This is a genomic window from Luteimonas sp. FCS-9 (genome assembly GCF_001014645.1).
Lineage (GTDB): Bacteria > Pseudomonadota > Gammaproteobacteria > Xanthomonadales > Xanthomonadaceae > Luteimonas.
This window is the reverse complement of sequence record NZ_LASZ01000026.1, coordinates 1-11,890: the sequence shown is the minus strand read 5'-3', so window position 1 is coordinate 11,890 and position 11,890 is coordinate 1. Positions and strand designations below refer to the sequence as shown.

Annotated in this window: 12 protein-coding genes; 10 read left to right on the top strand and 2 right to left on the bottom strand. The window is 70.9% G+C overall.

Annotation, left to right across the window (positions count from 1 at the left end):
• Positions 1 to 23 precede the first annotated feature (23 nt).
• The 5 genes from trxB to infA all read left to right on the top strand — a co-directional run bounded on the left by trxB (position 24) and on the right by infA (position 4,779).
• Positions 24 to 986, top strand: coding sequence for a thioredoxin-disulfide reductase (gene trxB / locus WQ56_RS16010; protein ID WP_047138144.1), 963 nt, complete (start codon positions 24 to 26; stop codon positions 984 to 986).
• Positions 987 to 1,037: 51 nt separating this feature from the next.
• Positions 1,038 to 2,291 (top strand): DUF2254 domain-containing protein, encoded by a 1,254-nt coding sequence (locus tag WQ56_RS16005; RefSeq protein WP_231583444.1) that lies wholly within the window; start codon positions 1,038 to 1,040, stop codon positions 2,289 to 2,291.
• Complete coding sequence (locus tag WQ56_RS19390; RefSeq protein ID WP_047138143.1) at positions 2,288 to 3,421, top strand: GNAT family N-acetyltransferase; 1,134 nt, start codon at positions 2,288 to 2,290, stop codon at positions 3,419 to 3,421. Before WQ56_RS16005 ends, WQ56_RS19390 begins: the two co-directional genes overlap by 4 nt.
• The gene (gene aat / locus WQ56_RS19385; protein ID WP_047138159.1) at positions 3,418 to 4,185 is read left to right on the top strand and encodes a leucyl/phenylalanyl-tRNA--protein transferase; all 768 of its coding nucleotides are present in this window, start codon (positions 3,418 to 3,420) and stop codon (positions 4,183 to 4,185) included. The genes WQ56_RS19390 and aat overlap by 4 nt, the downstream gene beginning before the upstream one ends.
• 375 nt (positions 4,186 to 4,560) lie before the next feature.
• A complete protein-coding gene (gene infA, locus WQ56_RS15990; RefSeq protein ID WP_047138142.1) occupies positions 4,561 to 4,779 on the top strand; it encodes a translation initiation factor IF-1 in 219 nt (72 codons plus the stop codon).
• Between the two features lie 107 nt (positions 4,780 to 4,886).
• On the opposite strand, the gene clpA is transcribed toward infA, so the two are convergent.
• Both clpA and clpS read right to left on the bottom strand, forming a co-directional pair.
• Positions 4,887 to 7,166, bottom strand: a complete 2,280-nt coding sequence (clpA, locus tag WQ56_RS15985) for an ATP-dependent Clp protease ATP-binding subunit ClpA (protein WP_047138141.1) — start codon at positions 7,164 to 7,166, stop codon at positions 4,887 to 4,889.
• Between the two features lie 91 nt (positions 7,167 to 7,257).
• Positions 7,258 to 7,578: an ATP-dependent Clp protease adapter ClpS gene (gene clpS / locus WQ56_RS15980; protein WP_047138140.1), complete on the bottom strand. Its 321-nt coding sequence runs from the start codon at positions 7,576 to 7,578 to the stop codon at positions 7,258 to 7,260.
• A 186-nt stretch (positions 7,579 to 7,764) separates the two neighbouring features.
• On the opposite strand from clpS, the gene WQ56_RS15975 reads away from it, so the two are divergent.
• The 5 genes from WQ56_RS15975 to WQ56_RS15955 all read left to right on the top strand — a co-directional run bounded on the left by WQ56_RS15975 (position 7,765) and on the right by WQ56_RS15955 (position 11,600).
• The gene (locus WQ56_RS15975) at positions 7,765 to 8,235 is read left to right on the top strand and encodes an NUDIX hydrolase (RefSeq protein ID WP_047138139.1); all 471 of its coding nucleotides are present in this window, start codon (positions 7,765 to 7,767) and stop codon (positions 8,233 to 8,235) included.
• Positions 8,232 to 9,434: a tRNA 2-thiouridine(34) synthase MnmA gene (gene mnmA, locus WQ56_RS15970; protein WP_047138138.1), complete on the top strand. Its 1,203-nt coding sequence runs from the start codon at positions 8,232 to 8,234 to the stop codon at positions 9,432 to 9,434. The genes WQ56_RS15975 and mnmA overlap by 4 nt, the downstream gene beginning before the upstream one ends.
• Entirely contained in the window at positions 9,431 to 10,042 is a 612-nt protein-coding gene (gene hflD / locus WQ56_RS15965) for a high frequency lysogenization protein HflD (protein ID WP_047138137.1), read from the top strand. The genes mnmA and hflD overlap by 4 nt, the downstream gene beginning before the upstream one ends.
• Positions 10,043 to 10,150: 108 nt before the next feature.
• Positions 10,151 to 11,344 (top strand): methyl-accepting chemotaxis protein, encoded by a 1,194-nt coding sequence (locus WQ56_RS15960; RefSeq protein WP_047138136.1) that lies wholly within the window; start codon positions 10,151 to 10,153, stop codon positions 11,342 to 11,344.
• 64 nt (positions 11,345 to 11,408) lie between these two features.
• Positions 11,409 to 11,600 carry a hypothetical protein gene (locus WQ56_RS15955; RefSeq protein ID WP_156170588.1) on the top strand — a complete coding sequence of 64 codons (192 nt, stop codon included), beginning with the start codon at positions 11,409 to 11,411 and terminating at the stop codon, positions 11,598 to 11,600.
• Positions 11,601 to 11,890: the final 290 nt, after the last annotated feature.

The following is an 11,890-nucleotide window of genomic DNA, read 5'->3' as shown; positions in this document are numbered from 1 at the left end:
AGTGCGACCAACCGCGAGTCTACATGAGCTCTTCGAACGGCCCCCGCCACATCCGTCTGCTGATCCTGGGCTCCGGCCCCGCTGGCTGGACCGCCGCCGTGTACGCGGCGCGCGCCAACCTCAAGCCGGTCGTCGTCACCGGCATGCAGATGGGCGGCCAGCTGATGACCACCACCGAGGTCGACAACTGGCCGGGCGATGCCCACGGCCTGCTCGGCCCGGACCTGATGGCGCGCATGCAGGCCCACGCCGAGCGCTTCGACACCGAGGTCGTGTTCGACCACATCCACACCGCCGACCTGTCGCAGCGACCGTTCCGGCTCAAGGGCGACAGCGGCGAGTACACCTGCGACGCGCTGATCATCGCGACCGGCGCGACCGCCAAGTACCTGGGCCTGCCGTCGGAAGAGGCGTTCAAGGGCCGCGGCGTGTCGGCCTGCGCGACCTGCGACGGGTTCTTCTACAAGGACCAGGACGTGGCCGTGGTCGGCGGCGGCAACACCGCAGTCGAGGAAGCGCTGTACCTGTCCAACATCGCCCGCAAGGTCTACCTGGTGCACCGCCGCGACACGCTGCGCGCCGAGAAGATCATGCAGGACAAGCTGTTTGCGAAGATCCAGGCCGGCAGGATCGAGCCGGTCTGGCACCACACGGTCGACGAGGTGCTGGGCAACGACGCCGGCGTGACCGGGCTGCGCGTGAAGTCGGTGCACGACGGCGCGACCCGCGACCTCGACGTGCACGGGTTCTTCGTCGCGATCGGGCACACGCCCAACACCACGCTGTTCGAAGGCCAGCTGGCGATGCACAACGGCTACCTGGAGATCCGTTCGGGCATCGACGGCAACGCGACCGCGACCAACGTGCCGGGCGTGTTCGCCGCCGGCGACGTCACCGACCAGCACTACCGCCAGGCGATCACGTCGGCGGGCTTCGGCTGCATGGCCGCGCTCGATGCCGAACGCTTCCTCGACCAGCAGGGCTGATCGCCGGAGCGGCATGCGGGCGGACGCGCGCGACGCGGCCGGCCGCCTGCCGTGACGTTCGAACAGCTGCGCCTGTTCGCGCGCCGCCAGGGCCGGCGCATGTGGGTCCGCGCGACCGTGTACTGCGCGCTCGGCGTGGTCACCGCGCTGGTCGGCGCGTTGGTCAAGGCCTGGATCCCCGAGTCGCTGGCCGGCCGGATCGGCGCCGACTCGGTCGGCAACCTGCTGAGCATCCTCGCGGCCTCGATGCTCGCGGTCACCACGTTCTCGCTGTCGACGATGGTCTCGGCCTACAGCTCGGCGTCGACCGGTGCGACCCCGCGCGCGACGCGCCTGCTGATCGCCGACAGCGCGGCGCAGAGCGCGCTGGCGACGTTCATCGGCGCCTTCCTGTTCTCGGTGGTCGGCCTGATCGCGCTGAGCACCGGCCTCTACGGCGACAGCGGTCGCGTGGTGCTGTTCGCCGCCACCGTGCTGGTGATCGTGCTGATCACGCTGACGCTGCTGCGCTGGATCGAGCAGCTGTCGAGCTTCGGACGGCTCGGGGCGACGATCAACCTGGTCGAGACGGCGACGCGGCGCGCGATCCAGGCGCATCTGCGCGATCCGCACCTGGGCGGCGCACCGGGCATGGGCGCGCCCGACGGCGGGCACCCGGTCGAGGCCGGGCGGGTCGGTTATGTCGAACACGTCGACGTGGCAAGGCTGGCGCAGATCGCGGCCGATCGGGCGTGCGTGGTGCACGTCCTCTCGCGGCCGGGCACCTTCGCCGCGCCCGGCCGCCCGATGCTGGTCGTCGAGGGGGCGCAGCCGGACGACGAGACGGTCGAGGCCCTGCGCGATGCCTTCACGATCGGCGACGAACGCAGCTTCGACCAGGATCCGCGCTATGGCCTGGTCGTGCTGACCGAGATCGGCAGCCGGGCGCTGTCGCCGGCGACCAACGACAGCGGGACCGCGATCGACGTGGTCGGCACGGCCACCCGCCTGCTCTGCGAGTGGGCGACGGCGACGACGGCCGACGATGGTCTCCGGCATGCGCGCGTGTTCGTCCCGGCGATCGCGATCGGCGATGCGTTCGAGGATGTGTTCCCGCTGCTGGCGCGCGATGGCGCCGGCCTGCTGGAGGTCGGCATCCGCCTGCAGAAGGGATTGGCCGCGATCGCCGCGACCGGCAACCCGGCGTTCGCGGCGGCAGCGCGCCGGCATGCGGCGCAGGCATTGGCCCGCGCCGTCGACGCGATGGCCTTCGAGGGCGACCGCGCGGCGCTACGGGACGCGGCCGCGAAGGCCTGGGGCGCGTGAGCACGCTGCGCATCGTACGCAGCCTCGACGCGATCGCCGCGGCGGACTGGGACGCGCTGTCCGGCGATGGCAATCCCTTCGTCGCGCACGCCTTCCTCGCGGGCCTGGAGTCGGAAGGCTGCCTGCTCGAGGACTGGGGCTGGACGCCGCACCACCTGACGTTGTGGGACCACGACACGCTCGTCGCCGCCGCGCCGACCTACTTGAAGGCCAACTCCCACGGCGAGTTCGTCTTCGACCACGCCTGGGCGCACGCCTATGCGCGCCACGGGCTGGACTATTTTCCCAAGCTGCTGTGCGCGGTGCCGTATTCACCGGTAACCGGACCGCGGCTGCTGGCGCGGACGCCTGCGGCGCGGGCGGCATTGCTCGATGCGATGCGCGTGCAGGTCGACGCGGCGCAGCTGTCGTCGGCGCACGTCAATTTCCACGCCGACGACGAGGCGGCCGCGTTCGACGACGACTGGCTGCCGCGGATCGACGTGCAGTACCACTGGCGCAATCCCGGCGACTGGGCGACGTTCGACGATTATCTCGGCGCGATGGACCACAAGCACCGCAAGAACATCCGCCAGGAGCGCGCGAAGGTCGCGCGCGCCGGCGTCGTCTTTCGCGTGCTGCACGGCGACGAAGCGAGCGACGACGACCTGGCGACGATGCACGGGTTCTACCTGCAGACGTTCGCCGAGTACGGCAACTCGCCGGCGCTGACGCTCGGCTTCCTGCGCCACCTGGCCCGCGCGATGCCGCGGCAACTGGTGCTCGTGTTCGCCGATCTGGCCGGCGTGCCGGTCGCCGGCGCGCTGTGCCTGCGCGGCGGCGACACGCTGTACGGCCGGTACTGGGGCGCGACGGTCGCCCTGCCCGGCCTGCACTTCGAGACCTGCTACTACCAGGGCATCGCCTATTGCCTGCGCGAAGGCCTGCGCCGCTTCGAGCCCGGGGCGCAGGGCGAACACAAGCTCGCGCGCGGCTTCCTGCCTGCGTTCGTGCACAGCCGCCACTGGATCGCCGACCCGCGGTTCCGCGAGGCGCTGCGCGACTGGTGCGCGCAGGAGGCCGAGGCGATCCGCGGCTACGCGGCCTCGCTCGGCGCAAGCGGCCCGTTCCGCGCGGACGCATCGCACTGAGCCTGCACCTGCCGCGGCTGGGCGACGATCCGCAGGCACCGTTCCCACCGGTGTCCTCGGCCCTGCGCCGCCCCGACGGCCTGCTGGCGTTCGGCGGAGACCTGTCGGTGGCCCGGCTGGCCAACGCCTACCGGCTGGGCATCTTCCCGTGGTTCTCGCAGGGCCAGCCGATCCTGTGGTGGTCGCCCGATCCGCGCACGGTCTTCGAGACCGCGACGTTCGCGCTGCCGCGGCGCTTCGTGCGCCAGTTGCGCCGCTGCGACTGGCAGGTGCGGGCCGACACCGCGTTCGAGGCCGTGGTCGGGGCCTGCGCGTCCGTCCCGCGCCCGGGCCAGGACGGGACCTGGATCACCGATGCCATGCAGGCGGCCTACGCCGCGCTGCATCGCGCCGGCCTGGCCCACAGCATCGAGGTCTTCGAGGGCGACCGGCTGGTCGGCGGCATCTACGGTGTCGCGATCGGCCGGATGTTCTTCGGCGAGAGCATGTTCAGCCGGGTCTCGGGCGCCTCGAAGCTCGCGCTCGGCGCGCTGGCCCGGCAACTGCATCGTTGGCAGATGCCGCTGATCGACGCCCAGGTCGGCAACCCGCACCTGGACGCGCTCGGCGCCGCGCACTGGCCCCGCCCGCGCTTCGTCGAGGCGATCGCCGGACTGGTCGAACAACCGTCGCCAATTACGGGCGTCTGGACCCAGCCGTTCGGAGTCCAGCGTGCCGCGACATTCGCCCAACGCGCGGGCCAGACTGCTGCCGGGACACCCTGAGCCCCTGCGCGTTGGTCTTCGAACCGGTCGCTGGTCACAATGGCAAATTCAACGCTGTTCTCGCAAAAGCGCCGAGTTGCTCTTTGGAAGAAGCCGCGATCTCCCGGTCTCAGTGCGTTGCGCCGGCCGGGGATTGCGATAGCGGGCCAGGGATGGTCCGCGGCGGCGAGTCATCCATGGATGGATGACCGAGCCGGGGAGCAGTCCCCGGCCGGCGCAACGCAGTATCCGAAGCCGAGTGCCTCGATCGAGCAGCAAGAGGGCTCCTCCGAACGGACATGCGGCTTTTTTGCATCGCCGCGGCGGCCGTGCCACAATACCCGACTTTGCCGGCGCGCTTCCGCGCGGCTCCCCAACGACGAGTACCCAACACGAATGGCGAAAGACGACGTCATCGAATTCGAAGGCTCGGTCTCCGAGACGCTCCCGAACACCATGTTTCGCGTCAAGCTCGAGAACGGCCACGAAATCATTGCGCACATCTCCGGACGCATGCGCAAGAACTACATCCGCATCCTGACCGGCGACCGGGTCAAGGTCGAGATGACGCCCTACGACCTCACCAAGGGTCGCATCACCTACCGCATGAAGTAAGCGACGCGCTCCCAAGCGACGCGTTCCGTCGCCGGACGACGAAAAGGCAGCCACCGGCTGCCTTTTCGCGTTGCGCGCGCCACCCGGCGAGCCGGACGACGCACTTGTCACTCCACCGTCGCGGTGAGCAGGCGCTCGGGCTCGGCGAAGGTCTGCACCGTCAGCTCGCCATCCTCGACATCGACGACCACCCGGCCGCCGCCCATCAGCTTGCCAAACAGCAGCTCGTCGGCCAGGCGCCGCTTGATCCGGTCCTGGATGACCCGCGACATCGGCCTTGCGCCCATCTGCGGATCGAAGCCGTGCTGGGCCAGCCAGTCGCGCGCGGCCGGCGTGGCGCTGAGCGTGACGTCCTTCTCGTGCAGTTGGCTCTCGAGCTCGATCATGAACTTGTCGACCACGCGCAGGATGTGGTCGAGCCCCAGCGACTGGAACTGCACGATCGCGTCGAGCCGGTTGCGGAACTCCGGCGTGAAGCTCTTGCGGATCACCTCCATCGCATCGCTGCTGTGGTCCTGGCGCATGAAGCCGATCGAGCGGCGCGAGGCCTGCGTGGCGCCGGCGTTCGTCGTCATCACCACGATCACGTTGCGGAAGTTCGCCTCGCGCCCGTTGGTGTCGGTCAGCACGCCGCGGTCCATGACCTGCAGCAGGATGTTGAAGATGTCCGGATGCGCCTTCTCGACCTCGTCGAGCAGCAGCACGCAGTGCGGCGTCTTGACGATCTTCTCGGTCAGCAGCCCGCCCTGGTCGAAGCCGACGTAGCCCGGGGGCGCGCCGATCAGCCGGCTGATCGAATGCGCTTCCATGTACTCGGACATGTCGAAGCGCACCAGCTCGATGCCCAGCTGCAACGCCAGCTGCCGCGTGACTTCGGTCTTGCCGACGCCGGTGGGGCCGGCGAACAGGAAGTTGCCGATCGGCTTGTCGGGATTGCCCAGGCCCGAGCGCGCGAGCTTGATCGCCGAGGTCAGCGTCTCGATCGCCGGATCCTGGCCGAAGATGACCATCTTCAGGTTGCGCTCGAGGTGCTCGAGCACGTCCTTGTCGGTCGCGCTGACCTGCTTGGCCGGGATGCGGGCCATCTTGGCGACGATCGTCTCGACCTCCTCGACGTCGATCAGCGCCTTGCGCACGCCCTCGGGCAGCAGCCGCTGGCGGGCGCCGGCCTCGTCGATCACGTCGATCGCCTTGTCGGGCAGCAGCCGGTCGGCGATGTGCTTGACCGACAGGTCGACCGCGGCCTGCAGCGCGTCGTCGGCGTAGGTGACGTCGTGGTGGGCCTCGTACTTGGGCTTGAGGCCGAGCAGGATCTGGTAGGTCTCGCCGACCGTCGGCTCGACGATGTCGATCTTCTGGAAGCGCCGCGCGAGCGCGCGGTCCTTCTCGAAGATGCCGCGGTATTCCTGGAACGTCGTCGAGCCGATGCAGCGCAGCTCGCCCGACGACAGCGCGGGCTTGATCAGGTTCGAGGCGTCCATCGTGCCGCCCGACGCCGAGCCCGCGCCGATGATCGTGTGGATCTCGTCGATGAACAGGATCGCGCCAGGATGCTTCTTGATTGCCGACAGCACCGCCTTCAGGCGCTTTTCGAAATCACCGCGGTACTTGGTGCCGGCCACCAGCGCGCCCAGGTCGAGCGAGTAGATCGTCGCCTCCGCCAGCACCTCCGGCACCTCGCCATCGACGATGCGCTTGGCCAGGCCCTCGGCGATCGCGGTCTTGCCCACGCCGGCCTCGCCGACGTAGAGCGGGTTGTTCTTGCGGCGGCGGCACAGCACCTGGATCGTGCGCTCGACCTCCTCTGCACGCCCCACCAGCGGATCGATGCGCCCGTCGCGCGCCGCGGCGTTGAGGTCGCTGGCGTACTCGGCCAGTGCGTCGCCCTTGGCCTCGCCCTCCCCGCCCGCGCCCGCGACGCCGTCGTCGTGCGCGCTCTCGGGCTCCTCGCCGCCGCTCTTGGCGATGCCGTGCGAGAGATAGTTGACGACGTCCAGCCGGGTCACGTCCTGCTGGTTGAGGTAGTAAACGGCGTGCGAGTCCTTCTCGCCGAAGATCGCCACCAGCACGTTGGCGCCGGTGACCTCCTTCTTGCCGGAGGACTGCACGTGGTAGACGGCGCGCTGCAGCACCCGCTGGAAGCCCAGCGTGGGCTGGGTGTCGCGCGTGTCCTCGTCGGCGAGCTTGGTCACCGACGTCAGGATGGCCTGTTCCAGGTCGCCGCGCAGCCGGGCGAAGTCGGCGCCGGTGGCCTTGAGCACCGATTCGGCCGACGGGTTCTCGAGCAGGGCGAGCAGCAGGTGTTCGACCGTCATGTACTCGTCGCGGGCCTCGCGGGCGCGCTTGTAGCACTGGCCGATCGTGAACTCGAGATCTTTGCTGAACATGGGGCGGAGCCTCCGGAATCACTGCAACCCTGGATGGGGGCCCGGACCCGGCTTTTCCATCCCTGCCCGGCGCCTGTCAGGCCGGCTCTTATTAGGCCTTCTCCATCGTGCACAGCAAGGGGTGAAGGTTCAGTCGTGCGTATTCGTTCACCTGCGCGACCTTCGATTCGGCGACCTCTCGGCTGTAGACGCCGCACACGCCGCGACCGCGGGTGTGGACGTGCAGCATCACCTGGGTGGCGCGCTCGATGTCGAGCGCGAAGAAACGGGTCAGGATCTCGACGACGAAATCCATCGGCGTGTAGTCGTCGTTGAGCAGCAGCACCGAATACAGCGGCGGCGGCGCCACCTCCGGCCTGCTGGTCTCCACGACGGTGCCGTGGTCGTGCTCGTGCTGATGTCTGCGGCTCATGGGCCAATTATAGGCGCCGGCGATGGACGCGTCGGGAGCGCCGGGGTCAGAATGCCGCGTTTCCCCCGTCCCGATACCCATGCCCGTCCGTTTCCCTTCCCGCCCGACGCCGTCGGGCGCCGCCCGCCCCGGGGCCACCGGGCCCGCGCCGCGACCGGCGTCGCACGCTGCCGCCGGGACGCCGCGATGAGCGGGCGCTTCTGGCAGCCCGACGTCACCGTGGCCAGCGTCGTGTTCGATGCCGGCCGGGTGCTGTGCGTCGAGGAACGCGTCGACGGTCGCCTGGTGCTGAACCAGCCTGCCGGCCACCTCGAGCCCGACGAGGCACTGGTCGATGCGGCGGTGCGAGAGACGCTCGAGGAATCGGGCTGGACCGTCGAGCCGACCGCGCTGATCGGCCTGTACCAGTGGAAGTCGCCGCCGCGTCCGGGCGAGGCCGACGGCCGGCACTTCATCCGGGTCGCCGTGGTCGCCCGGCCGCTGGCGCACGACCCGGACCGCGCGCTCGACGACGGCATCGTGCAGGCGCTGTGGCTCACGCCCGAGGCGCTGCGCGCCGAGGCCGCGCGCCACCGCAGCCCGCTGGTGTGGCAGGTCGTCGCCGACTGCCTGGCCGGGCAGCGTCACCCGCTGTCGCTGCTGCGCCAGCTGCGATGAGCGCGCCGGACGTCGTCGTCGGCCTGTCGGGCGGGGTCGACTCGTCGGTCGCCGCGCTGCTGTTGCGCGACGCCGGCACGTCGGTGGCCGGCCTGTTCATGCAGAACTGGGCCGACGACGACGCGCAGGACGGCGCGGGCGCTGCGACCGGCCAGCCGCAGGACGCGTCCGGCCGCCGCGGCTGCCGTGCCGAGGACGATCGCCGGGACGCGGTCGCGGTGGCCGGACGCCTCGGCCTGCCGATCCATTTCCGCGACTTCTCGCGTGAGTACTGGGACGGCGTGTTCGCGCACTTCATCGACGAGTACGCGGCCGGCCGCACGCCCAACCCGGACGTGCTGTGCAATCGCGAGATCAAGTTCCGGCATTTCCTCGACGCGGCGCATGCGCTGGGCGCGAGCCGCATCGCGACCGGCCACTACGCGCGCGTGGCGCGCGACGCGTCGGGCTGGCAGCTGCTGCGCGCGCACGACCGCGGCAAGGACCAGACCTACTTCCTGCACCAGCTCGGCCAGGCGCAGCTGGCGGCGACGCTGTTCCCGCTCGGCGACCTGCCCAAGTCGCAGGTGCGGGAGATCGCCCGCGCGCACGGCCTGGCGACGGCCGAGAAGAAGGACTCGACTGGCATCTGCTTCATCGGCGAGCGCGACTTCCGCAGCTTCCTCGCCCGCTACGTGCCCGCCCGCGAGGGCGAGATCCGGACCCCCGACGGGCGCGTGGTCGGCCGGCATCCGGGCGTGTTCTTCTTCACCCTCGGCCAGCGCGAGGGCCTGCAGTTGGGCGGCGTGCGCGGCTTCGCCGCCGCGCCCTGGTACGTGGTCGACAAGCGCGTCCACGACAACGTGCTGGTGGTCGACCAGCAGCGCGACAGCCGCTGGCTGCTGTCGGAGACGACCTGGACCGCCGAGGCGCACTGGATCGCCGGCGCGCCGCCGGCCCGTCGGTTCGCCGCCAGCGCGCAGACCCGCTATCGCCAGCCCGACGAGGCCTGCGAGGTCGAGGTGCGCGACGACGGCACGCTGGCGGTGCGCTTCGCGCGTCCGCAGCGGGCCGTCACGCCCGGGCAGTCGCTGGTGCTCTACGACGGCGACCGCTGCCTGGGCGGCGCGGTGATCGAGGCGACCGACGCGCCGGCCACCGCCGCCGGCGCACCGGGGACCGGGCCGGACGGCGCCGCAGACGCTAAACTGGCGCGATGAGCGATTCCTTCGACGATCGGGTACTCGCGCTCGCCGCGCTCGCCCAGGCCCTCCAGCAGGTCCGCACCACCGCCGAATCCGGACAGTCGCGCGGCGATGCCGCGCAGACGGTGATCGACAGCGTGTTCCGCATCGATGCCGATTCTGTGGCCGACGTCTACGGCGGCGTGCCGCGGTTGCAGCCCGGGCTGCGCCTGCTGCGCGACCTGTTCACCCGGCAGAGCCGCGACGAGGGCGTGCCGAAGCTGGCGATGTCGGTGATCCGCCTGGAGCGTCGGTTCTCGGCCGAGCCCGACGTGATCGACGCGGTGAGCGCAGGCCTGCGCCGCATCGCGCCGCAGGCCGAGGCGCTGGGCGCCGGCCATCCCGACGTGCTCAACGCGCTGGGCGCGCTGTACGCCGAGACGATCAGCCAGCTGCGGCCTCGGGTGATGGTCCAGGGCGCGCCGCACTACCTGGGCCAGGCCAGCGTGGTCGCCGAGATCCGGGCGCTGCTGCTGGCGGCGGTGCGCGCGGCGGTGCTGTGGCGCCAGCTCGGCGGCACCCAGTGGGACCTGCTGTTCTCGCGCGGACGCATGCTCGAGTCGATCGCGCGTCTGGTCCCCTGAACGGCGGCGCAGCGGGCCGCCCGATGCGCGGGTCGCATCCAGGCGTCTGCTAAAGGCCCGGCATGGCGTGCCGATACCGGGGGCGTGAGAACCTCCCTGAGAGCGCCCATGTACGCACGCATCCTGATCCGCCTCGCCGCGCCGCTGTCGCTGACCCTGCTTCTGCCGCTGGCGTTCGCGCTCGGCTGGGCGGCGCCGGTCCGGTGGGCGATCCTGCTGACCCTGACCGCCAGTTGGCTGGTGCTGGGCACTTGGCTGCTGCGCCGCGAGACCCGGCGCTCGCCCGAACAGGTCCGCGTGCTCAAGGAGCAGGACCAGTTGCTGACCGAACTGCGCCAGTTCGTCGGCGCCGAGATCGAGGGGTCGCGGGTGGAGGTCGAGCGCGCGCGCGAACTGATCCGCCAGGCGGTCAGCGCGCTGGGCAGCAGCTTCGACGCGATGAACCGCAAGTCGCGCCAGCAGGCGCAGGCGATGGGCCGGCTGCTCGACCATGCCGGAGAGCAGGACGGCATGGGCGGCGCGGACGTTGCGCGTTTCGCGCAGCACGCCAGCCAGCGCATGGAGCAGCTGGTCGAGGCGCTCGAGCAGGTCAGCGGCCAGAGCGTGACCACGGTGTCGCACATCGACGAGATGGCCGGCCACCTGGACGGCATCTTCGCGCTGCTCGAGGACGTCAAGTCGATCGCCGACCAGACCAACCTGCTCGCGCTCAACGCCGCGATCGAGGCCGCGCGCGCCGGCGAGGCCGGCCGCGGCTTCGCGGTCGTCGCCGACGAGGTCCGCAACCTGTCCGAGCGTTCGACCGCGTTCAACGAGCAGATCCGCAAGCTGGCGCACTCGTCGAAGGAGTCGATCGCCAAGGTCCGCGACACGGTCTCCAACATGGCCTCGCGCGACCTGGACCGCTCGCGCGACGCGCGCGCCGAGGCGGCGGGCATGCTGACCCAGGTGGCCGCGATCAACCGCTCGCTGGGCGATGGCATGCGCGAGATCTCCGAATGCGGTCGCGCGATCGACTCGAGCGTCGGCGACGCGGTGCGGGCGCTGCAGTTCGAGGACATCGCGACCCAGGCCCTGGGCGGCGTGCACGCGCACCTCGAGCGCCTCAACGCGATCAACCGCGAGGCGATCGACCTGCAGGAGATCCTGCATCGCAACGGCGGCGCGCTCGACGAGGAGATGATGCGTGCGCTGCAGCGGATCGGCCAGCGCCTGCGCGAGTCGCGCACGGCCTGGGAGAAGCCGCCGCACAAGCCGGTCGCGCAGGAGAGCATGGGCGCGGGAACCGTCGAGCTGTTCTGAGTTGGACCCGCTTTCCGCCAGCAACACCCTGCCCCAGGCCCCGGTCCCGACCGGGGCCTGCCCGTTGACGGCGCCCGTGACGCCGGCCGACGCCACCGTGCACCGGTTGCCGGCCGACCTGCTGCAGCGCCTCGAGGCCGCGGCGCACGACGAACTGCAGGCGCTGCTCGACGATGCGCGCGTGCCGCCGTCCCAGGCGCCACCGCCCGATCCCGTCGAGGCGAGCATCGCCTGGGACCTCGCCGCGGGCTTCTGAAGGGCACGGGTGGGTGGGTTCCGGGGAAGGCCCGTGCCCCCACCCGACGCCTGCGGCGTCGACCTCCCCCGCGTGCGGGGGAGGTGCACGATCCTGCGATCCGCGTGCTCCAGCCACGCCCAACCTCGCCCGTGTGCTGGGAGGTGCAGTCGGAATGGAACTTCCAGACATTCGGGGCCGCGCCCTCACCCGCGCGCGGGAGAGGTGCAGCAGTTCCAGCCGTTCGATGAAACGGAAGTCGCGTGGCGCCCTCCCCCGCCTTGCGGGGGAGGGTTGGGGTGGGGGCATTT